At 71.5% G+C, this 23,550-nt stretch carries 23 protein-coding genes; 18 read left to right on the top strand and 5 right to left on the bottom strand.

The window, feature by feature from the left end; translation table 11 throughout:
• Positions 1-13: 13 nt before the first annotated feature.
• Genes ABH937_RS22505 through ABH937_RS22485 form a run of 5 tightly spaced genes read left to right on the top strand, consistent with a single transcriptional unit; the run spans position 14 to position 4,071 of the window.
• Entirely contained in the window at positions 14-766 is a 753-nt protein-coding gene (locus ABH937_RS22505; RefSeq protein WP_280693103.1) for a (Fe-S)-binding protein, read from the top strand.
• Positions 763-2,238, top strand: a complete 1,476-nt coding sequence (locus tag ABH937_RS22500) for a LutB/LldF family L-lactate oxidation iron-sulfur protein (protein ID WP_370219220.1) — start codon at positions 763-765, stop codon at positions 2,236-2,238. Before ABH937_RS22505 ends, ABH937_RS22500 begins: the two co-directional genes overlap by 4 nt.
• Positions 2,235-2,888, top strand: coding sequence for a lactate utilization protein C (locus tag ABH937_RS22495; protein ID WP_370219219.1), 654 nt, complete (start codon positions 2,235-2,237; stop codon positions 2,886-2,888). Before ABH937_RS22500 ends, ABH937_RS22495 begins: the two co-directional genes overlap by 4 nt.
• A 2-nt stretch (positions 2,889-2,890) precedes the next feature.
• Positions 2,891-3,202: an L-rhamnose mutarotase gene (locus tag ABH937_RS22490; RefSeq protein WP_370219218.1), complete on the top strand. Its 312-nt coding sequence runs from the start codon at positions 2,891-2,893 to the stop codon at positions 3,200-3,202.
• Positions 3,199-4,071, top strand: a complete 873-nt coding sequence (locus ABH937_RS22485) for an amidohydrolase (RefSeq protein ID WP_370219217.1) — start codon at positions 3,199-3,201, stop codon at positions 4,069-4,071. Before ABH937_RS22490 ends, ABH937_RS22485 begins: the two co-directional genes overlap by 4 nt.
• A gap of 18 nt (positions 4,072-4,089) precedes the next feature.
• On the opposite strand, the gene ABH937_RS22480 is transcribed toward ABH937_RS22485, so the two are convergent.
• Entirely contained in the window at positions 4,090-6,441 is a 2,352-nt protein-coding gene (locus tag ABH937_RS22480; protein WP_370219216.1) for a transcriptional regulator, read from the bottom strand.
• Positions 6,442-6,604: 163 nt separating this feature from the next.
• On the opposite strand from ABH937_RS22480, the gene ABH937_RS22475 reads away from it, so the two are divergent.
• A complete protein-coding gene (locus ABH937_RS22475) occupies positions 6,605-6,727 on the top strand; it encodes a hypothetical protein (RefSeq protein WP_280693109.1) in 123 nt (40 codons plus the stop codon).
• Between the two features lie 126 nt (positions 6,728-6,853).
• On the opposite strand, the gene ABH937_RS22470 is transcribed toward ABH937_RS22475, so the two are convergent.
• Positions 6,854-7,669 (bottom strand): NAD(P)-dependent oxidoreductase, encoded by an 816-nt coding sequence (locus ABH937_RS22470; RefSeq protein WP_280693110.1) that lies wholly within the window; start codon positions 7,667-7,669, stop codon positions 6,854-6,856.
• Between the two features lie 147 nt (positions 7,670-7,816).
• Here ABH937_RS22470 and ABH937_RS22465 point away from each other — a divergent pair, with 147 nt between their 5' ends.
• Both ABH937_RS22465 and ABH937_RS22460 read left to right on the top strand, forming a co-directional pair.
• Positions 7,817-8,743 carry a 5-dehydro-4-deoxyglucarate dehydratase gene (locus ABH937_RS22465; RefSeq protein ID WP_280693111.1) on the top strand — a complete coding sequence of 309 codons (927 nt, stop codon included), beginning with the start codon at positions 7,817-7,819 and terminating at the stop codon, positions 8,741-8,743.
• Positions 8,740-10,014: a hypothetical protein gene (locus tag ABH937_RS22460; protein WP_370219215.1), complete on the top strand. Its 1,275-nt coding sequence runs from the start codon at positions 8,740-8,742 to the stop codon at positions 10,012-10,014. The genes ABH937_RS22465 and ABH937_RS22460 overlap by 4 nt, the downstream gene beginning before the upstream one ends.
• Here the strand turns inward: ABH937_RS22460 and ABH937_RS22455 are convergent.
• Positions 9,992-10,771 (bottom strand): IclR family transcriptional regulator, encoded by a 780-nt coding sequence (locus ABH937_RS22455; protein WP_280693113.1) that lies wholly within the window; start codon positions 10,769-10,771, stop codon positions 9,992-9,994. The genes ABH937_RS22460 and ABH937_RS22455 overlap by 23 nt on opposite strands.
• 169 nt (positions 10,772-10,940) lie before the next feature.
• Here ABH937_RS22455 and ABH937_RS22450 point away from each other — a divergent pair, with 169 nt between their 5' ends.
• The 3 genes from ABH937_RS22450 (at position 10,941) to ABH937_RS22440 (ending at position 16,599) form a co-directional block, all read left to right on the top strand.
• Positions 10,941-12,545 (top strand): aldehyde dehydrogenase family protein, encoded by a 1,605-nt coding sequence (locus tag ABH937_RS22450; protein ID WP_370219214.1) that lies wholly within the window; start codon positions 10,941-10,943, stop codon positions 12,543-12,545.
• Positions 12,546-12,656: 111 nt separating this feature from the next.
• Complete coding sequence (locus ABH937_RS22445; RefSeq protein WP_370219213.1) at positions 12,657-15,065, top strand: polysaccharide lyase 8 family protein; 2,409 nt, start codon at positions 12,657-12,659, stop codon at positions 15,063-15,065.
• 22 nt (positions 15,066-15,087) lie between these two features.
• Positions 15,088-16,599, top strand: a complete 1,512-nt coding sequence (locus ABH937_RS22440) for a sodium:solute symporter family protein (protein ID WP_370219212.1) — start codon at positions 15,088-15,090, stop codon at positions 16,597-16,599.
• Between the two features lie 91 nt (positions 16,600-16,690).
• Here the strand turns inward: ABH937_RS22440 and ABH937_RS22435 are convergent, their stop codons facing one another.
• Together ABH937_RS22435 and ABH937_RS22430 are read right to left on the bottom strand one after the other, a co-directional pair.
• Positions 16,691-16,897, bottom strand: coding sequence for a DUF397 domain-containing protein (locus tag ABH937_RS22435; protein ID WP_280694515.1), 207 nt, complete (start codon positions 16,895-16,897; stop codon positions 16,691-16,693).
• Between the two features lie 13 nt (positions 16,898-16,910).
• Complete coding sequence (locus tag ABH937_RS22430; protein ID WP_370219211.1) at positions 16,911-17,141, bottom strand: Scr1 family TA system antitoxin-like transcriptional regulator; 231 nt, start codon at positions 17,139-17,141, stop codon at positions 16,911-16,913.
• Here ABH937_RS22430 and ABH937_RS22425 point away from each other — a divergent pair.
• The 7 genes from ABH937_RS22425 to ABH937_RS22395 all read left to right on the top strand — a co-directional run bounded on the left by ABH937_RS22425 (position 17,123) and on the right by ABH937_RS22395 (position 23,548).
• Positions 17,123-17,368: a hypothetical protein gene (locus ABH937_RS22425; RefSeq protein WP_370219210.1), complete on the top strand. Its 246-nt coding sequence runs from the start codon at positions 17,123-17,125 to the stop codon at positions 17,366-17,368. The genes ABH937_RS22430 and ABH937_RS22425 overlap by 19 nt on opposite strands.
• On the top strand, positions 17,362-17,628 hold the full coding sequence (locus tag ABH937_RS22420; RefSeq protein WP_280694518.1) for a hypothetical protein: 267 nt from the start codon (positions 17,362-17,364) through the stop codon (positions 17,626-17,628). The genes ABH937_RS22425 and ABH937_RS22420 overlap by 7 nt, the downstream gene beginning before the upstream one ends.
• Positions 17,629-17,915: 287 nt before the next feature.
• On the top strand, positions 17,916-18,548 hold the full coding sequence (locus ABH937_RS22415; protein ID WP_280694519.1) for a TetR/AcrR family transcriptional regulator: 633 nt from the start codon (positions 17,916-17,918) through the stop codon (positions 18,546-18,548).
• Positions 18,549-18,552: 4 nt separating this feature from the next.
• Entirely contained in the window at positions 18,553-19,329 is a 777-nt protein-coding gene (locus tag ABH937_RS22410) for an alpha/beta fold hydrolase (protein WP_370219209.1), read from the top strand.
• On the top strand, positions 19,326-19,952 hold the full coding sequence (locus tag ABH937_RS22405) for a carboxymuconolactone decarboxylase family protein (RefSeq protein ID WP_280694521.1): 627 nt from the start codon (positions 19,326-19,328) through the stop codon (positions 19,950-19,952). The genes ABH937_RS22410 and ABH937_RS22405 overlap by 4 nt, the downstream gene beginning before the upstream one ends.
• 260 nt (positions 19,953-20,212) lie before the next feature.
• The gene (locus ABH937_RS22400; protein ID WP_370219208.1) at positions 20,213-21,262 is read left to right on the top strand and encodes an NlpC/P60 family protein; all 1,050 of its coding nucleotides are present in this window, start codon (positions 20,213-20,215) and stop codon (positions 21,260-21,262) included.
• Between the two features lie 219 nt (positions 21,263-21,481).
• The gene (locus ABH937_RS22395; protein ID WP_370219207.1) at positions 21,482-23,548 is read left to right on the top strand and encodes a phosphocholine-specific phospholipase C; all 2,067 of its coding nucleotides are present in this window, start codon (positions 21,482-21,484) and stop codon (positions 23,546-23,548) included.
• The last annotated feature ends 2 nt before the right edge of the window (positions 23,549-23,550 follow it).

Here is a 23,550-nt window from a genome sequence, read left to right as displayed (position 1 = left end):
GAACGGAGGGGCCATGCGGGTAGCCCTGTTCATCACCTGCTTCAACGACACGCTCTTTCCCGAGACCGGCCGGGCGGTGGTCAGCCTGCTGGAACGGCTGGGCCACCAGGTCGACTTCCCCCTCGGGCAGACCTGCTGCGGGCAGCCGCAGTTCAACACCGGCTACCGCCCCGAGGCGCTGCCGCTGGTCCGCCGCTTCGCCGGGGCCTTCGCCGGCTACGACGCCGTGGTCACCCCGTCCGGCTCCTGCGCCGGGATGGTGCGGGAGAACCACCCGCTGCTGGCCGCCGACGACCCCGGCCTGCGCCGGGCGGTCGAGGAGGTGGCGCCGAAGGTGTACGAGCTGTCCGAGTTCCTGGTGGACGTGCTCGGGGTGACCGACGTCGGCGCCTACTACCCGCACCGGGTCACCTATCACCCCACCTGCCACTCGCTGCGGATGCTGCGGGTTGGCGACCGGCCGCTGCGGCTGCTGCGCGCGGTCAAGGGCATCGAGCTGGTGGAACTGCCGGGCGCCGAGGAGTGCTGCGGCTTCGGCGGCACGTTCGCGGTGAAGAACCCGGACGTCTCGGCCGCCATGCTGGCCGACAAGATGCGCCAGGTGCTGGACACCCGGGCCGAGGTGCTCACCGCCGGCGACAACTCCTGCCTGATGCACATCGGCGGCGGCCTCGGCCGCCTGCGCACCGGCATGCGCACCGTGCACCTGGCCGAGATCCTGGCCGCGACCGAAGGACCGGCTTCGACCGAAGGAGGGGCGCGATGAGCGACGGTCTGGTCTGGCTCGGCACGCCGGCCTTCCCACAGGCTGCCCGGAAAGCGCTCACCGACACCCAACTGCGCCGCAATCTGCGCAAGGCGACCGGGACGATCCGCGACAAGCGGCTGCGGGTCTCCGCCGAGCTGGACGACTGGGAGCAGCTGCGGGACAGCGCCGCCGCGCTGAAGCTCCGCACGCTGCGCCATCTCGACCGGTACCTGGAGCAGTTGGAGGCTTCGGTCACCGCCGCCGGCGGCACCGTGCACTGGGCCGCCGACGCGGCCGAGGCCAACCGGATCGTCGTCGAGCTGGTGAAGGCCACCGGTGGCCCGGACGAGGAAACGCGTGAGGTGGTCAAGGTCAAGTCGATGGCCACCCAGGAGATCGGGCTGAACGAGGCGCTGGCCGCCGAGGGCATCGCCGCCTACGAGACCGATCTCGCCGAGCTGATCGTCCAGTTGGCCGACGACCGCCCCTCGCACATCCTGGTGCCCGCGATCCACCGCAACCGCGCCGAGATCCGCGAGATCTTCCGCACCAGGATGGCCGACGTGCCCGCCGAACTGACCGACGAGCCGCGCGCGCTGGCCGAGGCGGCCCGACTGCACCTGCGCGAGAAGTTCCTGCGCGCCAAGGTCGCCATCTCCGGCGCCAACTTCGCGGTGGCCGAGACCGGCACCGTGCTGGTGGTGGAGTCCGAGGGCAACGGCCGGATGTGCCTGACCCTGCCGGAGACCCTGATCACCGTGATGGGCGTCGAGAAGGTGGTGCCGAGCTTCGCCGACCTGGAGGTCTTCCTCCAGTTGCTGCCGCGCTCCGCGACCGGCGAGCGGATGAACCCCTACACCTCGGCCTGGACGGGCGTCCACGAAGGTGACGGACCGTCAACTTTCCATCTGGTGCTGCTGGACAACGGTCGCACCGCCACCCTGGCCGACCAGGTCGGCCGTCAGGCGCTCGGCTGCATCCGCTGTTCGGCCTGCCTGAACGTCTGCCCGGTCTACGAGCGGGTCGGCGGCCACGCGTACGGGTCGGTCTACCCCGGACCGATCGGCGCCATCCTGACCCCGCAGCTCGCCGGGGTGGGTCGTGGCAGCGAGGACGGGGCGGACTCGCTGCCCTTCGCCTCCACGCTCTGCGGGGCCTGCTACGACGCCTGCCCCGTGAAGATCAACATTCCCGAGGTGCTGGTGCACCTGCGGGCCAAGGTGGTCGACGCCAAGCGCGGGCGGACCGTGCCCACCATGGAGTCGCTGGTGATGCGGGCGGCCACCCAGGTGCTGGCCGCACCGGGCCGCCTCAGCATGGCCCAGAAGGCCGGCGCGCTCGGCGGCCGGCTGGTCGGGCGCGGCGGCCGGATCGGCCCGCTGCCCGGCCCCTTCCACGCCTGGTCCGACACCCGCGACCTGCCGGTGCCGCCGGCCGAGTCCTTCCGCGCCTGGTGGCAGCGGACGCACCCCGAGGAGACCGGCCGGTGAGCAGCCGCGAGACCATGTTGGGCCGGATCCGCGCCGCCCTCGCGGACGTGCCGGCCGAGGAACGACCCGAGGATGTCCCGGTGCCGCGCGACTACCGGCGCAGCCACGCCGGGGCGGATGTGGTCGGCCGGTTCGCCGAGCGGGTGGCCGACTACCAGGCCACCGTGCGGCTGGTCGCCGAGCCGGAGCTGGCGGCGGCGCTCGGCGCGGCGCTGACCGAACGGGGCGCACGGCAGGTGGTGGTGCCCGAGGGCTTCCGCGCCGAGTGGCTGCCGGCCGGCCCGTTCACCGTACTCTCCGACGACCCGCAGCTGACCACCGGTCAGCTCGACGCGACCGACGCGGTGTTGTCGACCGCCGCGCTCGGCATCGCGGAGACCGGCACCCTGGTCCTGGACGGCGGTCCGGGCCAGGGCCGCCGCGCGCTGACGCTGCTGCCCGACTACCACCTGTGCGTCCTGCGGGCCGACCAGGTGGTCGGCGACCTGCCCGAGGCGCTCGAACGGCTGGACCCGCGGCGCCCGTTGACCTTCATCTCCGGCCCCTCGGCCACCAGCGACATCGAACTGGACCGCGTCGAGGGCGTGCACGGACCGCGCACGCTGGACGTGGTCATCGTCACCGAGCCCGGTCGGTCCAAGGAGGAGTAGCCATGCGGATAGCCCTGCACACCCGGGTCCGGGCCGACCGGATCGCCGAGTACGAGGACGCCCACCGGGCCGTGCCCGAGGAGCTGACGGCCGCCATCCGCGCGGCCGGGGTGCACTCCTGGACGATCTGGCGCAGCGGCACCGAGCTGTTCCACCTGCTGAACTGCGAGGACTACGGGCGCCTGCTGGCGGAGTTGGAGCAGCTGCCGGTCAACATCGCCTGGCAGGCCCGGATGGCCGAACTGCTGGACGTGGTGCACGACTACTCGGCCGAGGGCGCCGGGGCGGGGCTGCCGGTGGTGTGGCAGCTGTGAGCACACCACCGATCGTCGACGCGCACCACCACCTGTGGGACCTCTCCGTGCGCGACCAGGACTGGTTGGTCGGCCCCGAACTCGCCCCGCTGCGACGGAACTTCTCACTGTCCGACCTGGCGCCCGAGGCCGCCGCCGCAGGGGTCGGCGCCAGCGTGCTGGTGCAGACCGTCACGGTGGCGGCGGAGACGCCGGAGTTCCTCGCGCTCGCGGCCGGCAGCCCCCTGGTGGCGGGGGTGGTGGGCTGGACCGACCTCACCTCCCCCGCGATCGCCGAGGTGCTGGCCGAGCTGCGCGAACTGCCGGGCGGCGAAGCCCTGGTGGGCATCCGGCATCAGGTGCAGGGCGAGCCGGACCCGAACTGGCTGCTGCGCCCCGAGGTACTGCGCGGCCTGGCCGCGCTGGCGGACGCCGACCTGGCCTACGACCTGGTGGTGCTGCCGCACCAACTGCCGGCCGCGATCGCCGCCGCCCGACTCCTGCCGCAACTCACCTTCATCCTCGACCACCTGGGCAAACCACCCATCTCAACCGGCGAGTTGGCGCCCTGGGTCGACCTGGTCCGCGAGCTGGCCGCACTGCCGAACACGGTGGCGAAGCTCTCCGGGCTGGTCACCGAGGCGCACTGGGCCAACTGGACGATGGCCTCGCTGCGCCCGTACGCGCAGGCGGCGATCGACGCCTTCGGACCCCGGCGGCTGATGTTCGGCTCCGACTGGCCGGTCTGCCTGCTCGCCGCCTCCTACGGCACGGTACTGTCCACCGCCCGCACTCTGACCGCCGGCCTCAGCGCGGACGAGCAGGCCGAACTCTTCGGCGGGACGGCCCGGCGGACCTACCGCCTCGGTCGATCGCGCAAGGCCACGTAACTGCCGCTGCGGCGGCTGTTACGGGTACTTGCCACCGACTGATCCAGCCTGCGGCAGCAGAACCTCCCAACGCTCTGCGATCCGCCCGTCCGGCTCCCACCCGAACTGCCTCAGTCTCGTCCCCTCGTCAGCCCGTCCCACTTGTTCCAGCAGCTCGGCGGCCTCGCGCAGGGCGCCAGGGTGGCCGGCGTCGGCGGCGCGCTGGTACCAGGCGAGCGCCTCCTCAAGTCTCCCTGCCTGCTTGAGTAGCCAGGCCGCCTCGGCCAGCGCCTCCGAGTCGCCCGCGTCGGCGCGTGACCGCATCCAGATGAGTGCCTCCTGCGCATGTCGGGCCTGATCTGGCCCAATCACCTGCCCCAGGGCTCCCAGGTCGCCAGCCTGCGCGGCGCGTTGGTACCAGGGGAGTGCTTCGTCGAAACGCCCCGCCTGCTCCAGGACCCAGGCCAGTCGGACTACGGCACCAGGTTCGCCGGCTTCGGCGGCGCGCTGGTACCACAGGGCCGCTTCGTCAAACCGGCCCAACCGCCCCAGTAATCTGGCCACCCGGACTACGCCGCCGGGGTGGCCGGCGTCGGCGGCGCGCTGGTAGCAGATGAGTGCCTCCTCCCTCCGACCCGCCTGATCCAGCCGCTCAGCCGCCCTCCACACGGCTCTGGCATCACCGGCGTCCCCGAAGGGCCGCAGGCCGGCGAGTGTTTCCTCGGTCCACCCAGTTCCTTCCAACCGGTCGGCGGCCTCCCGGAGGGCGTCGGGGTCGCCGGCCTCGACCGCGCGTAGGTACCAGTTGCGCGCCTCGTCAGATCGCCCTGCCTCATCCAGGCGCCTGGCCACCCGCACCAGGGCGCTGGTGTCACCGGCGGCGGCTGCGCTGGTGTCGAGGCGAGCAGCGATGCGCAGGAGGCCGCGGTTGTCGGCTGCTTGGGCGAGGCTGGTGCGGAAGGTCGGGGTGGCGTGGTCGATGAGGGCGTTCCACAAGGCGGTGGGGACAGGAGTGGTGCGCCGGGTCTGTCGGGCGTGTTGTTCGAGGAAGTCAGCGAGCCGGTAGTGCGGCTGGGAGCGGGGCGGTTGGCTGCGGCGAGGGCGGATTCGGGTAAGCGGACCACGGGCGCCGCGGAGGCTCTGAGTGGTGTAGACGATGGCTTGGTCGAGCCAGTTATCGGGTAACTGGTCCCACTGGGTGTCGGTGAGGTAGCCCTCGGCCGCCGCAGCGAGCAAGTCGTGGGGCAGAGAAGGGCCGTGTCCGAGGCGCAGGGCATCCATTGCTGCCTCGATCAGGGCCTTCGCGGCCGGGGCCCCGGTCTGATAGCGCTCGATCAGGGCCGGGCCTCCGGCGAGGTACTGGGTGATCTGCCCCTGTTCCGCGCGCTCGACCGCCTGCGCGAGGCGCGGATCACGGTCGGCCGCAGCGCTCAGGGCATCCAGGTCCGGGCCGGTGAAGACGTCCGGTACGTCGACGACGGTGCTGACGGAGGTGAGCAGGGCGCGGGCCTGCGTGTGCGGATCGGCCTCGCCGTCGTGGGGAGGGGAGGTCAGTGCCGCCCAGTACTCGGGCCACACGGTTCCCAGGATCAACACCGGTCCGCGGTCGGTGTCCTGTAGCAGGGTGCGCAGCTTGGCGGCCAGCCGTTCGCCGAGTCCGGTGGCAGGAGTGAGCAGGTAGTGCTGGGTTTCGTTGAGCCAGACAACGGTCCGCGGCCCGACCTGGTCCATTCCCTCCAGAGCGGCTTCGGACCGGCCGGGATCGAAGGGGTGCCACAACCGCCACTCTGCGGGCAGTGCCTGAACCAGTTCCCAGCAAGCCCGAGTCTTGCCTGAGGACGATCCACCTACCAACACGGCCATCGCGCTCCTGCCCTCGGTAGCCCACCTGATGACGGTTCGCAGTTGCTCGTCATGCGCGCGAGCGACGTAGCGCGGCAGCGCCGGTAGTTCGGACCCGGCGTGGATCGGCGCGACCTCGATCGACCGGTGTACCTCCAGGGCGAACGGATCGGTGAACGTACCGATCGGCAGGCCCATCGGCTCGGTCATCAGGGCCTTGACCCACAACTCCCTGATCCGCACGGCCAGATCGCTCTCATCCCAGCCGGCACGGCGGGCGAGCACGACGGCGACGGCGACCGTGTCAGGCTGGCTGGCCGGTAGCTCCGGTGAACTGATACAGCGCCGGACGGTGTCGCGGCGCGGCGCCCCTGCCAAGTCGTGACGGTCAGCGGTATCCGCGGCGATCTCCTCCAGAGTCGGGGCCTCAGCTGCCAGATACGCCTTGTACAACAGGTCCTTCAGGTCCCGTAACGGCCCCGGCCGTACTTGCGCCCGCTGCAACAACCGCGGCCGCTTCACCGAGCCGCCCCTCTCGTCGCTACTCATCGCTTCATTATCCTCCGCCCGGCTGCGCTCCCTGTCCTGGCCCGCACCGGTGCCGCTGCGCACCCCGGTCCTGTCGCAACTGGGCGTCAGCCTCCACGCGGGGGCGAACCTGGGCAGCGAACGGTCGGCCGACAACGCGCTGATCACGACTTCAGGAGTAGCGATGCCCCGCAAGCGTCTCGCCCGCCGCGAACGCACGGCCCTGACCCGTGCTGTCCTGAGTGGATTCGTCTCCGGCACTGCCCGAGCGGTCGTCACCTGGCTACTGGACCTGGTCCACCAGTGAGGGTGTCATCGTGCGGGACGCTCTCGTACGTGATCACCGCCTCGAAGCCGTCGAGCGCGGGAAAAGCTGGTCGAGCAGACCGGGCACCTCAGGCGGCCCAAGCAGCCCGAGGTGTACCACCAGCCCTCAGAACGTCGTGAACGCACCGCCCAGGTAGCGCGATTCCGGGTCGTCCGAGGCGAGTTCGCCATGCTCGGCGAGCAGCTTCTCGGCATACACCTCGGCGTCGTCCAGCGGCTCGTAGCCGAGCAGCCGACGACCCGGCTCCAGGTCCCACCAGCCACGGGTGTTGGCGGAGATGCCGAACACCGCGTGGTGACCGGAGAGTTCGGCGCCGATCGACGCGTGGACCAGGCGGCCGCAGTCGGCGGGGCTGAGCCAGGTGGAGAGCATCCGCACCGTGCGGGGTTCGGCGAAGCAGGAGCCGATCCGCAGCGAGACCGTCGAGATGCCGTGCTTGTCGGCGTAGAGCGCGGCCAGGTCCTCGCCGAAGCACTTGGCCAGGCCGTAGTAGGTGTCGGGCCGGTGCGGGACGTCGACCCCGACGATGGCGCCGTCCGCCGGACGCTCGGTGTAGCCGACCGCGTGGTTGCTGCTCGCGTAGACGACGCGGCGGACCCCGGCGGCCCGAGCGGCCTCGTACAGGCGGTAGGTGCCCTCGATGTTGGCGGTCAGGATGTCCGGGAACGGCGCCTCGAGCGAGATGCCGGCCAGGTGGACCACCGCGTCGACACCGGCCATGGCGGCGGCCAGCGCCTCGGCGTCGGCGAGGTCGGCCGTCACGGCCTCGGGTTCGTCCGGGATCGGGGCCTTGTCGAAGAGCCGCAGCTCGTACCCGTAGCCGGGCAGGCTCGCACGCAGGAAGGTGCCGACCCCGCCGGCCGCGCCGGTGAGCAGGACGGTACGGGCACCGGCACGAGGAGTGCCCAGGACCTCAGTCATACGGACTCGCATTCATGGATGTGAATGGATGAGCGATGGGTGAGCGATTGCCTGGATAGAAAGTAGCCCAGCCACCGGCCTATTGACCATCAGGACGGCCTGACCTACCGTCAAACCAATTCATATATATGGACAGCCATCAGATGGGTGACCACTGTGACTCCACTCTTCGAGCGGCTCGACGGGCTCCTGTTCTTCCCCGTGACGCCCTTCGCCCCGGACGGCTCGCTGGACCTGGCGGCCTTCCGCACCCACGTCGGCCGCGGTATCGGCGAAGGCGCCGCGGCGGTCTTCGCGGCCTGCGGGACCGGGGAGTACCACGCGCTGGACCTCGACGAGTACCAGCGCGTCATCGAGGCGGCCGTGGCCGAGGCCGCCGGGCGGGTCCCGGTCGTCGCCGGGGTCGGCCACGGCACGGCGCTGGCCGCGCACTTCGCGCGGCGCGCCCACCAGGTGGGCGCCGACGGGCTGCTGGTGCTGCCGCCGTATCTCGTGCGGCCGGACCAGGCGGGCCTGCTGCGGCACTACGCGGCGCTGACCGAAGCGACCCCGCTGGACCTGATCGTCTACCAGCGCGACAACGCCGTGCTCACCCCCGAGGCCGTGGTCGAACTGGCCACCATGCCAAGGGTGATCGGGTTCAAGGACGGCCTCGGCGACCTCGACCTGCTGCAACGCACCATCAGCGCCGTCCGGTCCGCCGAGCCGGATCGACCGTTCCTGTACTTCAACGGTCTGCCGACCGCCGAGCTGACCGCCCTCGCCTACCGCGGCCTCGGCGTGACCCGCTACTCCTCGGCCGTGTTCTGCTTCGCGCCGGACATCGCGATGGCCTTCAACCTGGCCTACCGGAACGGCGACGACGCGACCATGCACCGCCTGCTGGACGGCTTCTACCGGCCGCTGGTCGAACTGCGCCAGCAGGGACGGGGCTACGCGGTCTCCCTGGTGAAGGCCGCGGTCCGGCAGCAGGGGCTCGACGTCGGCACCGTCCGCTCACCGCTCTCCGAGCCGACGCCGGAGCACCTCAAGCAGCTGGCCGAACTCATCCAGCGCGGACGGGACCTGCTGTGAGCGGAGCGACTCGGCCGCCCCGGGTCGGCGCGTTCCTCTACCCCTGGGACATCGCCGGGGACCCGGACGCGCCGTACCGGCTGCGGGACCTCGGCATCCAGTCGGTCGCGCTGGCCGCCGCCTACCACAGCGTACGGGCTCTGACGCCTCGTCACCCGCGGCACCGGATCGTCACGGCCGAGCACGCCGCGGTGTACTACCCGCCGGACGAGGCGCGTTGGCGCGGGCGGGCGTTGCGCCCGTACCGGCAGAGCTGGGTACCGCAGCGCGACCCGTACGGGGTCGCCGCCCGGCAGCTGGCGGCGGCGGGGCTGGCGGTGCACTCCTGGGTGGTGCTGGCGCACAACTCGCGGATGGGGCTGGAACATCCGCAGACGGTCGTGCGCAACGCGTACGGCGACCGCTACCCGTGGGCGCCCTGCATCGCCCGCCCCGAGGCGGTCGAGTACTGCGCCACGCTCGCGGCGGAAGCCGCCGTACGGGCGGACACCGCCGGTACCGAGCTGGAGTCCTGCGGCTGGTACGGGCTCGCCCATCTGCACGCGCACGACAAGATCAGCGGTGTGGAGCTGGGCGGCGCGGGCCAGTACCTGATGTCACTCTGCTTCTGCCCGCGTTGTGAAAGCGCTTACACGGCGGCCGGCGCGCCCGGCACCGCGGCCGCCGTCCGGGCGGCGCTCGAACCGCTCTGGCGGGCGAACGGGGCACTTGACGGGAGCGGGGAGGCACGCGGTGGACGTGAGCGGTCCGAATGGGAGCAGGTGGAACGCCTGCTCGGCCCGAAGCTGGCCCGGCTCACCCTCGCGCACCGGACGGCGGCCACCCGGGCCTTCCAGGCGGCGTGCATCGCGGCCGTCCGCGCGGCCGCCGGAGCCGGCTTCCGGATCCTGGTGCACGCCGACCCGGTCAGCCACCGCAGCGGACCGAACCCGGGGGTCGAGGCGGACTGGCTGCTCGGGGCGGGCGGAGCGGACGGGCTGGTGCTGCCGCACGCGGCCATCGAGCAGGTCGGCCGGCTCGGACAGCTCGAGCAGGTCGGCCAAGGCGTTCTGGTAGCCAACCTGCCGATCGTCGCCGGCCTGGGTCAGCGCCCGGACCTGGTGGCCGAGTTGGGCGCCAAGGCGGTGGCGGCGGGTGCGACCGAGCTGCGGCTGCACCACGCCGGGATCGCCTCCGACACCGATCTCGCCACGGTGGCCGACCAGTTGGCCGCCTTCCGCCGGTCGACCGGCGCACCGCCCCCGGCGGTCAAAGATGCCGCATCGCCGTGATCAGCCGGTCGCGCGCCGCCAGCAGCGCCTCGCGGATGAGTTCTTCGCGGCCGGGGGTCAGCCGGGCCACCGGAGTCGAGACGCTGATCGCGTCGCGGGCCGGCCTGCGGTACGGGATCGCGGTGCCGTAGCAGCGCAGGCCGAGCGTGTTCTCCTCGTTGTCCACCGCGTACCCCGACTCCCGTACCCGGCCGAGCTCCTCGATCAGCTGCTCGCGGTCGGTGATGGTGTGCTCGGTGAGCTGGGCCAGCGTGGCCGGGAGCAGCTCGCGCACCTGCTCGTCGGGGTAGGTGGCGAGCAGGGCCTTGCCGTGCGAGGTGCTGTGTGCCGGCAGCCGGCGCCCGACCCGGGTGAACGGCCGCAGGTAGTGCTGGGACTGACGGGTCGCCAGGTACACGACGTCCGAACCGTCGAGCCGGGCCAGGTGGATCGTCTCCGTGGTGTCCGCCGCCAGCTTGTCGAGCACCGGGCGGGCGGCGGACACCACTTCGTCCCCGTCGATGTACGAGGTGCCGACCAGCAGCGCCCGCACCCCGATGCCGTACCGGGTGCCGGTCAGGTCCGTCTCGACCCAGCCGAGTTCGACCAGCGTGCGCAGCAGCATGTACAGGCTGCTCTTCGGATAGCACAGCGCCTCGTGCACCTCGGCGAGGCTGTGCATCCCCGGGTGGCCGGCGAAGTACTCCAGCAGTTCGACCGTGCGGACCGCCGACTTGACCGGAGCTCCGGTGGACTCTGCGGGGCTGGACTGCGCCATAGGGCCTGCTCCCTTCACGATGGTGCGCGACCTGTTCAGGATAGTGGCCGCCCTTCAGCCCGCAGAACCCCTCTCAGTTCCACCGATTCAGCTCCACCGACTTCAGTTCCACCGACTTCAGTTCCACCGATCCGCGACCGAAGTCCCCTACGTGCACCGGGAGTCAGCGATGCCACAGCCGATACCGCAGGCGAAGGTCTGGAGCCTGGACCCCCGAACCGGCGAACGCCGCGCCGAGGTCGCCGTCGAGTCCGACACCGCCGCCGTCGACCGCGCGGTGACGGCGGCCCACCAGGCGCTGCCCGCACTGGCCGACCGGCTGGTCCGGGCCCGGCTGCTGCTGGCCGCCGCCGACGCGCTGGCGAAGGCAGGCGATGAGCTGGTGAACACCGCCGACGCCGAGACCGCGCTCGGCAGCGCCCGGTTGACCGGCGAACTCGCGCGAACCGCCGGTCAGTTGCGGGCATTCGCGACGGTGGCCCGAGAGGGCGCGCTGCTGGACGTGGTGATCGACCACCCGGCCACGCCGGGCGCCGGCCCGGTGCTGCGGCGCTGGCTGACGCCGATCGGCGTGGTCGGGGTGTTCGCGGCGAGCAACTTCCCGCTGGCCTTCAGCGTGCTCGGCGGCGACACCGCGAGCGCGCTGGCGGCCGGCTGCCCCGTGGTGGTGAAGGCGCACGCGGACCATCCGGCCACCGCCGAACTGGCCGCCCGGCTGCTGCACGCGGCGGCCCGCGAGGTCGGGGTGCCGGCGGCGGTGCTCGGGCTGGTGCACGGCTTCGCGGCGGGGGTCGACCTGGTCCGGCATCCGGCGCTGCGCGCCGTCGGCTTCACGGGGTCGCTGCGCGGCGGGCGGGCGTTGTCCGATCTGGCGGCGGCCCGGCCCCGGCCGATCCCGTTCCACGGCGAACTGGGCAGCCTCAACCCCGTGGTGGTGACCGAGCGGGCGGCGGATGAGCGGGCGGCGGAGATCGGCACCGGCCTGGCCGGGTCGGTGACCCTCGGCGCGGGCCAGTTCTGCACCAAGCCCGGGCTGGTCCTGGTGCCGGCCGGGCCGGCCGGCGACCGGCTGGCCGCAGCCACGGCCGCCGCGCTGGCCGAGGTGCCCGCCGGGGTGCCGCTGGACGGGCGGATCGGCGCGGCCTACCTGGCCGGCTGCCAGGCGCGCGCCGCGCTCCCGGGAGTCGCGTCGCTCACCGCCGTACCGGACGCCGAGGCGCCCGGCCGGCGCCTGCGCCCGTGCTGCCTGGAACTGCCCGCCGCGCTCCTCATCGAAGCCGAACCCGAACCCGACGCCGGGGCCGGGGCCGGGGCCGGGGCCGCGACCGGGGCCGGGGCCGGCAACGCAGACCACACCCTCCTCCTGGAGGAGTGCTTCGGCCCCCTCGTGGTCCTCGCCCGCTACCGCGACGCCGCCGAGGCCGCCGCCGTCCTCGCGCGGGTCGAGGGCAGCCTGACGGCGACCCTGCACACCACCCCGCACGAGCCCGAGGCGGCCCACTGGCTGCCCAGCCTCGCGGCGATCGCCGGCCGCGTCCTGGTCGGCGGCTGGCCGACCGGCGTCGCGGTGCTCCCCGCCATGCACCACGGCGGCCCGTATCCGGCCAGCACCAGCAACTCGACCTCGGTGGGCGCCACCGCCGTCGAGCGCTGGCTGCGACCCGTGGTCTACCAGGACGCCCCACCGGAGTTGCTGCCGCCCGAGCTGCACGACGCCAACCCGCTCCGGGTGCCGCGCCGGGTCGACGGCCAACTCGAGCGACCCAACGCGTAGTTCATAACCGTGAATCCTGTCCAAGCTCTTGACTAGCACAGCCACCTGCCCTGAGATGTCCTCACCCTGCGAGCTCCTTTCCTCCGTCAACTTCCTTTCCCCGGAGCGCATATGGACGGCACGATTCCCCGGCGCCCGCTCCTCGGCGCCGGCCTGGCCATCACCGGCACCGGCCTGCTCGGCACCACGACCGCCACCGCCACCGGCGCCATCGCCACCGGCGCCGGCACCGCGAGCACCATCGCCACAACCCCCGCCGACCAGTTCGAGACCCTGCGCGCGGCCTGGTCCGACCTGCTCACCGCCGCCTCGAAGATCACCCCGGGCGACACCCGTTACACCGCCGCCATCGCCGTGGTCGACAGCACCGCCGCCGCCGACATCGCCGCCTACGACCGCTCCCCCAACCCCGCCTCGGTCTACACCGATCTGCCGTTCGGACCGGTGGAGCACGCCAGCCTCAGCTACTACCGGATCCGCGACACCGCCCTGGCCTGGGCCACCCCCGGCTCCCGCTACCACCAGGACCCGGCCACCGCCGCCGACCTGGTCGCGGCCCTGGCGCTGATCGGCGGCAAGTTCTACAACCCCGGCGCCGCACAGGTCGGCAACTGGTACCACTGGGAGATCGCCAGCCCGCAGGCGCTGCTCAACGCCTGCGCACTGCTGGGCGCCACCGTGCCGGCCGCCGATCTGGCCGGCTACCTCGACACCACCCTGCACTTCTGCGGCGATCCCACCACGCAGCAGCAGGGCACTGTGGTGACCACCGGCGCCAACCGCTCCGACAAGTGCCAGATAGCCATCCTGCGCGGCATCCTGGCCAAGGACCCGACGCAGATCTCAGTCGGCCGCGACAAGCTCTCCGACATCTTCCCGTACGTCACCACCAGCGACGGCTACTACCCGGACGGCGGGTACATCCAGCACGGCACCATCCCGTACAACGGCCACTACGCGTACGTGTTGCTCGGCGACCTCAGCCAACTCGCCGCGCTGCTCGGCGGATCGGCGTGGGCGATCACCGACCCGGGGTTCAAGGTGATCCTCGACTCGGTCGACCTGACCTACGCGCCGTTCATGCACGACGGCCTGGTGATGGACGTGGTGCGCGGCCGCTTCCTCTCCCGGCAGGGCGAAACCGACCACGACGCGGGGCACTTCATCACCGAGGCGATCCTGCGGCTGGCTCCGGTCGGCTCGCCCGATCAGCAGGCCCGCTGGCGGGCGCTCGCCAAGGGCTGGATCCAGCGCGAGCGTTACGCCACGATCACCACCGGCGCCACCCCCGAGCGGATCGCCCTGGTCAACTCGGTGTTGGACGATCACCGGCTGCCGGCCGCGCCGCCCCCGGTCGGCCACCTGCAGATCCCGTCGATCGAACGGGCGGTGCACCGCCGCCCGGGCTGGGCCTGGACCGTCGGACTGTCCAGCAGCCGGATCGCCCGCCTGGAGGCGCTCAACGGCGAGAACCAGCGCGGCTGGCACACCGGCGACGGCGCCACCTACCTCTACGACCACGACAACGGCCACTACACGGACGCCTACTGGCCCACGGTCGACTCGACTCGCCTGCCCGGCACCACCGTCGACCAGCTCCCGCTGGCGCCGAGCGCCGGCAACTCCACGCTGCCGCCCACCACTTGGTCCGGCGGCGCGGTGCTGGACGCGCACTACGGCGCCGTCGGGCTCGACCTGGTGCCGTACGGCTCGCCGATGCGCGCCAAGAAGTCCTGGTTCTGCCTGGATCGCGGCGTGGTCGCGCTCGGCGCCGGGATCACCGGGAGCAGCGGTCACGCCGTGGAGACCATCGTCGAGAACCGCAACCTGCACGCGACCGGCTCCAACGCGCTGACGGTGGACGGCTGTCGGCAGCCCGGCACGCTCGGCTGGACCGCAAGCTTCGACGGTGCCCGCTGGGCCCACCTGGAGGGCGTCGGCGGCTACCTGTTCCCGGCCGGGGCCCCGCTGCGCGCGCTGCGCGAGGCCCGCACCGGTGCCTGGGCCGACATCGACAACGGCCCGAGCACCGGCGGCACCACCACGCCCTGCACCAACCGCTACCTGACCCTCTGGCTCGACCACGGCATCGATCCCACCGCGGCCGACTACGCGTACGTCCTGCTGCCCGGCGCCTCGGCCGCGCAGACCGAGCAGGCCGCGCACTGCGAGCAGCAGCCCGCTGTGCTCGTCAACTCCCCTACCGTGCAAGCGATCCACGCCGAGCGTGAGCAGCTGACGGCCGGCACCTTCTTCGCCGCCGGCTCGGCCGGACCGATCACGGTCGACGGTCCGGCCGCGGTGCTGGTGCGCCGCGACGGCGCGCGGACCACCTTGGCGGCGTCGGAGCCGACCGGGACGTCCACCCGGCTGACCGTCACGCTGGACGGCCGCTACCGCGCCTTCCGCACCAACTCGCCTGGTGTCTCGGTGACACTGACGGACAGTCAGGCAACTGTGACGCTCGACCTGACCGTCGGCTCCGCCAGATCCACCCGGACACTCGTCCTCCTCCCCTGACGCCCACCCGCAGGAGCCTCCCGTGACCGCGCTCGACTGGGCCGTGCTCAGCGCGTACTTCTTCGTCATGCTCGCCATCGGCCTCTGGTCCCACCGGAGGGTCGGCGACGTCAGCGACTTCTTCACCGCGGGTGGCCGGATGCCCTGGTGGCTCTCCGGCATCTCGCACCACATGTCCGGCTACAGCGCGGTGATGTTCACCGGCTACGCCGGCATCGCCTACCAGTACGGCATCACCTCCTACGCCACCTGGGCCTTCCCGATCGCGGTCGGCATCGCCATCGGGGCCCGGCTGTTCGCACCCCGGCTCAACCGGGTCCGCTCCCGCCTCGGCGTCTCCTCACCGCTGGAGTTCCTGGCCGACCGCTACAACGTCACCACCCAGCAGGCGCTCGCCTGGAGCGGCGGCCTGCTGAAGATCGTGGACGTCGGCGCCAAGTGGGCCGCGATCGCCACCCTGCTCTCGGTCTTCACCGGCCTGAGCCTGGACCAGGACATCCTGCTCACCGGCGCGATCACCGCGATCTACTGCACGGTGGGCGGCCTCTGGGCCGACGCGCTCACCGACTTCGGCCAGTTCGTCATCCAGATCCTGGCCGGGATCGCGATGTTCGCCGCGGTGCTCGGCAAGCTGGGCGGTGTCTCCGCGATCTGGACGGTCTGGCACAAGCTCCCCGCCACCCACACCCACCCGACCGCCGGCCCCTACACCCTGACCTTCCTGCTCGCCTTCGTCTTCATCAAGACCTTCGAGTACAACGGCGGCATGTGGAACCAGGCCCAGCGCTACATGGCCGCGCCCAGCGCCCGGGAGGCCGGGCGGGCAGCCTGGCTCTCGTCCATCCTCTGGTTCGTCTGGCCGCTGGTGCTGATGTTCCCGATGTGGGCGGCGCCGCTGCTGGTACACGCCAAGAAGAAGGACGCCAGCGACTCCTACGCCCTGCTCACCCAACACCTGCTCCCACACGGCCTGATCGGCCTGATCGTGGTCGGCTTCTTCTCGCACACCATGGCGATGTGCTCCTCGGACGCCAACGCGGTCGCCTCCGTCTTCACCCGCTGCATCGCCCCGGTGATGTCGCGGCGGGCCCGCGCCTGGGACAGTCGAGCGGGCCTGCTGGCGGCGCGGGTCAGCACGGTGGCCTTCCTGGCGCTGTCAATGGCAGTGGCCACCGAGGTCAACTCGCCCACATTCAAGGACATCATCACGGTGGTGATCAAGTGGGTGGCCGGCCTGATCGGCCCGATCACCATCCCGCTGCTGCTCGGCATGATCCCGCTCTTCCGCCGCAGCGGCCCCACCGCCGCCCTCGCCTCCTGGGCAGCGGGCCTCTTCGTCTTCTGGCTCACCAACTACGGCATCAGCGGCCAGGGTACGGACATCGAGACAGCCGCCCCGGTGGCCACCTCGCTGGTCCTCTACACCCTGATCGGCTTCCTGAAGCCGGAGAACACCCCCGAACGGGACCGGGTGATCGGCGCGGTCAACGAGGACGGGGACAGCGTGCCCCTGAGCACGCCCGCACTCACCTGAACCCGGCGGCGAACACCGCCGCAACGGCCGCGCACGAGCGGGCCCCGGCACTCCAGCAAGAGGAGTGGCGGGGCCCGGTGGTGACGGTTGCTCAGACGGTGCCGAAGTCCCCGGCGGCGGTGCTGCGCGCGAACGCGTGCCAGGCCTCGGCAGTGAAGACGAGGGCGGGCCCGCTCGGGTCCTTGGAGTCGCGGACCGGGACGATGCCGGGGAAGTTCGGGGCGACCTCGACGCAGGACCCCCCGTTGTTGCTGTAGGAGGACTTGAACCAGGCAGCACCGGACAGATCGGGGGTCATGGACGAGTTCCTTTCACGCCTTGCGGAGCAGTTCCAGAGTCGCCCCCTTGGAGAGGGCTTCCACCTGCAGCTGATGGTAATCCTTCTCCCAGGCCCGGGCCGTGTCCCCGCCCCGCTCCAGGAAGCCCCGCAGCTGGCACTCCGAGTAGGCGAGGACGGCACGGTCGGACATGGTCAGCAGGGTGACCATCATGGTGAAGGGCAGCTCTTCGGCCAGGCTGTACGGTGCGATCTGGATGGTCACGTTCGGCGCTGTACATCCCGCGGGTCGGGGAGCTGGTCCGCGACGAGAAGCACGGCCTGACCGGCCACTACATGGGTCCCGGCTACGGCAAGTACCCCACCGTCTACCTGCGCCCAGAGGGCGGCGGGTGCGAGTGGGAGACGCCGGCGAGCGAGATCCAACCGGTCACTGGCGCGCCGGACTTGCGCGCCGTTCGCGCCCCCGCCGCCGAGGACCGCCGATGCTGACCGCCCAAGCCGCCGACGCCGAACCCAGCGGGCCCATCCCGCTGCCGCCCCGGCACCAGTGGCGGTTCGGCTGGTGCGTCTGCTGCGACCGGCAGACCCTGGTCGCCCCCGGCCCCCAGATCACCACCGATACCGGCCCGGTGACTCTCCCCTACTGCGTGGACGGCTTCGAACGCGCGGGACGCTACGTGCACCGGGTGCGGGTGCGCTCCGCCTGGTCCGGCCACCCCCCGCACTGGCCAGACCTCCGTCCCCGCTAGTGGCATTGCCCAGATCGTTGGCCCGGTTATGTCGGCCATCACGGGCATCCGTGGTCCGCGCGCATCGTCCTCGCCCGGACCACGCCTCGGACCTGGACCTTTCCAGGGCGGTTCGGCGCCATGCCGCCCGCGTCCCGGAGCCCGGGCGTTGCGGATCGGCGGAACCCGTATTAGATTACGTGTCGTTACGTAAAGGAGATGGCGATGCGCCACACCACGCTCGGATCACTTCAAGTCTCCGGCGAGCGGCACGGCCCGCTGCAGGCCGTCCGACCCCCGGCTCAGCCGTGACCGGCCCGCAGACCCGCGGCCGGGGACGGCCTCGCGAGTCCGCGCACGAGGAGGTCGTCCTCACCGCCGCCACGCAACTGCTCCTGGAAGGCGGCGTCGCCGCCTGCACGGTCGAGGCGGTGAGCCGCCGCAGCGGTGTCAGCAAGCCCACGATCTACCGGCGTTGGCCGCACCGCACCGCGCTGGCGATCGAGGCCTTCGCCGCGCACATCGGCCGCCTGGTGCCGCTGGTCGAGACCGGGGACAGTGCGCACGACCTGGTCCAGGCCGTCGCCAGTTTGGCCGAGTACTACCAAGGTCGCGACGGCGTCGTCTTCGCCCAGCTGGTCGCCGCCGCCGTGCTGGAACCCGGTACCGCCGACCTGCTCAACTCCCGGTTCTTCGCGCCGCGCCGGGCGGCGCTGCGCGAGTTGTGGGAACGCGGGGTCGCGCGCGGCGAGCTCGACCCGCAGGTCGAGCCCGATGCGGCGATCGATCTGCTGTTCGGCCCGGCAGCGTTCCGCCTGCTGCTCGGCCACCAGCCGGTCGACGTGGACTCCTGCGTGCACCTGGCCCGCACGGCCTTGCGGGGCTTGATCCTCACTCGACCGACCACCCCATCCCTCGCACCGAAGGCAACCGGAGGTTAGGACCATGCTTCCCATCACCGACACTCCTCAGCAGCCCCATGCGAAGTGCCCCGGGCGCACCCTGGTGGCCTCGCACTCGTTCAGTTTCGCCCGCCGCGAATGGATCGAGGCCAGCGCTCCGTTGTCGGAGCAGTTCCGGGTCGTCGCCGTGGACGCGCCCGGCCACGGCGAGGCGCGCGAGATCCCCGGCTACACGATGGCCGAGATGGCCGCCGCGTTCGCCGCCACGATCAACGAACTCGGCCTGACCGACTACGTGCTGGTCGGCCACTCGATGACCGGCAAGGTCATGCAGATCCTCGCCAGCCCCGCGGGCGCGGGGCTGGGGCTCGAGCATCCCCCGGCGAAGCTCGTGCTGATCACTCCCACCCCGCTCGGGCAGGAGGTCGGCGGCGAGGACCTGCCGCGCGAACTGTTCGAGAGCCGCAGGGACCACGCTGACGCGGAGAAGTTCGTGCTGGACCGCACCGCGGTGCCACTGACGCCGGCGGTGTTCGACCGCACCTGCGAGGACTACGCGCGGATGAACCGCAAGGCCTGGGACGCATGGCTGAACAAGGGGATCTACGAGGACTGGACCGAGCGCGCCGCGCCGATCGACGTCGAGACCCTACTGATCGTCGCCGACAGCGACCCGGTCTGGGGCCTGGAGATGCAGAAGAAACTGACGGTGCCCCATCTGTCCAACGTCACGATCGCATCGGTCGACTCCGGCCACCAGGTGCCGCTGGAAGCGCCGCAGGCCCTGTCCGACCTCATCACCGCCTTCGCCGCGTCATGACCGGCGCCGCTCAGCCCTCGACCGGAGACCGGGATTGGGGCGGGCGGCTGCCCCTGGCCTCCCGCGGTCCGCTCACCGAGGACCAGCTCGCCGCGCAGCGACGAATACGGGCCGAGGTGGTGCCGTGGGCCCGGGAGGCGGGGGCCGCCGCGGCCACGGTCGAAGGAGATCCGATCGGCCCGTTCAACGCGTTCGTGCACCGTCCCGCCGTCGGCATGGCCTTCCTGGCCTGGGTCCTCACCGACCAGGACCAGTCGTCCCTGGCCGCACCCCTGCGTGAGATCGTCATCCTCACCGTCGGGGCGGTGTGGAACTGCGAGTACGAGATCTACGTCCACACCGCGATGGCCCGGCACACCGGCGTCGCGGAGCCGGTGATCGAGGCCGTCCTCGCCGGGCGCTCGAGTGTCGACTTCTCGTCTACCGAGGCAGCCGTCCACCGATTCACCGATGAACTGGCACGCACGCGGTCCGTCTGTGACGACACGTACCGCCTCGCGGTCGAGGCGGTGGGGCAGACCGGCGTCCTGGACATGGTCAACCTGATCGGCGCATACCTCGCGACTTCGGCCCTGCTCAACGCCTTCCGAGTGCCTGCACCACCTTTGACCGAGTCCAGCTAGTGGCTCCTATCAGATAGTTGGCCGTGTAACCGGATCGTCCAGCTCGGCCGTGCAGGAGTCATCCGCCTGACGAACCGTCTCGGACAACCTTGCCCTAAAGTGCCAACTTTGTTGCTGAAGGCTCAACAAGCCTGCCTGACCTGCGAGTTCTCCAGGAGCGAGCCGGTTCGATCATTGGAGAAGTAGCGTATGGTCTGACGTCAAACCCTTTGCGCGGCCGACTCACTCGACCGAGCGACCCCTCGGGAAGAAGGAACGCCGTGGCGACCCACCGCCGTCCGAAGCCGCCGAGCCACGCCCGGGTCGTCGTGCTCACCGCCGCTGCCGCGGCCGCGGTCGCCCTCTCCGCACAGAGTGCGTGGGCCGATCCGCAGCCGTCCGTCGGTGACGTCAAGGCGCAGATGGACGGCCTGAACTCGCAGGCGGAGCGGGCCACCGAGCAGTACGACGGCGCCAAGGAGAAGGCGGACGGGCTGCGCCAGCGGGCCTCCCAGCTCCAGGACGAGGTGGCCCGCACCCAGGCGCAGGTGGACCAGCTGGAGGAGGGGCTGGCCTCGGTGGCCGGTCAGCAGTACATGCAGGACGGGATCGACCCGTCGGTGCAGTTGATGCTCAGCGCCAACCCGTCCGGCTACCTCGACCGGGCCGCTACCCAGCACCAGGCGAGCATCAGCGAGGCCGCGGCACTGAAGGCCCTGCAGCAGGCCGAGCGCAGCCTGGACCAGCAGAAGCAGGACGCCGCGACCACGCTCGCCCAGCTGGACACCACCACCACCGCGCTGAACAACGCCAAGACCCAGGTGCAGACCAAGCTCCAGCAGTCGCAGTCGCTGCTCAACTCGCTCACCGCGAGCCAGCGGGCCCAACTGCTGGCGGCCCAGCAGCAGGCCGACGGCGGCGAGGTCTCCCGCAGCAGCACCCGGGCCGACCTCGCCGCCCTGCCGCAGGCCTCCGGCCAGGCAGGAGCCGCGGTGCAGGCCGCGCTCAGCCGGCTCGGCGACCCCTACTACTGGGGCGCCAGCGGCCCGAACGCCTTCGACTGCTCGGGCCTGATGCAGTGGGCCTACGAGCAGGCCGGCATCCAACTGCCGCGCACCTCCCAGGAGCAGGCCACAGTGGGCACCGCGGTGCCGGGCCTCGCTCAGGCCCAGCCCGGCGACCTGGTGATCTACAACGCCGAGGACGGCCCCGAGGGCCACGTGGGCATCTACATCGGCAACGGCGAAGTGGCGCACGCGCCGCACCGCGGCGCCGTGGTGCGGATCATGCCGGCCAACGCCCTCCCCATCGCCACCATCCGCCGGGTCTGACCACCCGGTCGCCGGGCCCGCCAGGGTGCGGCGGCATCGCGGCGTCCAGGGCGGCGGCATCGCCGCGTCCGGGCCCGAACTCGCTGAAGCGTCGTCGGCGAACCTGTGCAATGGTCCGCCGCACTTCATCTGGCCGACATATTGTCAGGGGCCGGTCGAAACCTTACTGTCACAGAGTCTCACAGCTGGAGTTGTATAGATTACTTTCGGAGGCCCCCCGTGTCGCCCGTGACCCGTCGTACCTTCCTCGGCTCCGCCGCCGCGCTCGGCGCTGCCGTGGGTCTGGACTCCCTGCCCGGCGTCGCGCCCCGCGCGGCCGCCGCGACGACGGGGACGATCACCGACGTCAAGCACGTCGTCGTGCTGATGCAGGAGAACCGCAGCTTCGACCACTACTTCGGCTCGATGAAGGGCGTGCGCGGGTTCGGCGACCGTTCGACCATCCAGCTCGCGGGCGGCAACAGCGTCTTCAACCAGCCCGACGGCAGCGGGCGGCAGTACCCGTGGCAGCTCAGCGCCACCAACACCTGGTGGTGGGGCAGCAGCGGCGAGCTGCTGGCGCAGTGCGACGGGTCGCTCGACCACTCCTGGTCGACCCAGCACCAGGCGTGGAACAACGGGAAGATGGACTCCTGGATCGGCGCCAAGGGCTCGAACCGGACGATGGGGTACATGACCCGGTCGGACATCCCGTTCCACTACGCGCTGGCCGACGCGTACACGATCTGCGACGCGTACCACTGCTCGATCCTGTCGGCGACCGGCCCCAACCGCACCTACCTGTGGTCCGGCACGATCGACCCGAACGGCACCGCGGGCGGCGCGGCCTACGACGGCGGCAGCGAGAGCGGCCTGCACTGGCAGACCTACGCGGAGGCGCTGCAGAACGCCGGGGTGAGCTGGAAGGTCTACCAGAACGCCTCCGACAACTTCGGCGACAACGCGCTGGCCTACTTCAACCAGTTCACGGGTGCGGCGAGTTCGAGCCCGCTGAGCCAGCGCGGCATGGGCTCGGTGCCCAGCACCGGCTCGACGCCGGACGACATCGCGGCCGCGATCAAGGCCGACGCGCTCGCTGGGACGCTGCCCCAGGTCTCCTGGGTGGTCGCCAACCAGCTCTTCTCCGAGCACCCGGACGGCCCGCCGGAGAACGGGGCGCACTTCGTCAACCTCGTGCTGCAGGCGCTGGCGGCGGACGCCGACACCTTCAACTCCACCGTCCTCTTCCTCAATTACGACGAGAACGACGGCTTCTTCGACCACGTGCCGCCGCCCGTCGCGCCCGCCGGGACCGCCGACGAGTTCTACTCCGGCACCAACATCGGCCTCGGCTTCCGGGTCCCGATGATCATCGCCTCGCCGTGGACCCGCGGCGGCTTCGTGGACTCGCAGGTCTACGACCACACCAGCGTGATCCGGTTCCTGGAGACCTGGACCACCGCCCTCGGCACCCCGGCCAGCTGCCCGAACATCAGCGCCTGGCGCCGCCAGGTCTGCGGCGACCTCACCGGTGCCTTCGACTTCGCCAACCCGGTCTACGGGCTCCCCGGCGGCCTGCCCGGCACCGGCGCCACGATCAGCCAGGCGACGGCGAACACGCAGATCAACCCGGGTCCGAGCAACAACGCCATGCCCGGGCAGGAGAGCGGCACCAAGCCCGCCCGCGCGCTGCCCTACCAGCCCAACGCCTGGGTCGACCGGATCGAGTACGACGCCAACAACCAGATCCTGCTCTGGATCGACATGGCCAACCAGGGCCCGCAGGCCACCGCCTACGCGCACTACTCGATCTACGCCAACGCCTACCGCAGCGGCGGCCCCTGGCAGTACACGGTCGCGCCCTACGACGCCGCGACCCGCACCGACGGCAGCGCCAGCGACTTCTTCAACATCGGCGCGAACTACGGCAACGGCCAGTACGACCTGACGGTCGTCGGCCCCAACCGCTTCCTGCGGCACTTCACGGGCAACGCGACGACCGCGGGGAAGAGCGCCGAGGCCTCGACGTACTACGCGCCGGCGCCGGACACCGGCCAGCAGGCGGTCTGGTTCAAGATGGTCAACACCGGTTCCAGCAGCGTCACCTACACCATCACCTCGAACAACTACCGCGGTGGCGTGTGGACGTACCAGGTCGCCCCCGGCGCCACCGTCGCGGACTACTTCAACGCGGTGACCGTCGCACAGGGTTGGTACGACTTCACGGTCACGGTCAGCGGCGACAGCAGCTGGTCGCGCCGGGCCGTCGGCCACCTGGAGACCGGCGCGGCGAGCATCAGCGGCTGACA

The organism is Kitasatospora sp. GAS1066B (genome assembly GCF_041262605.1).
In the GTDB taxonomy this organism is placed as follows: Bacteria; Actinomycetota; Actinomycetes; order Streptomycetales; family Streptomycetaceae; genus Kitasatospora.
The sequence above is the reverse complement of the archived record's forward strand: the minus strand, read 5'-3'. Positions and strand labels throughout refer to the sequence as shown.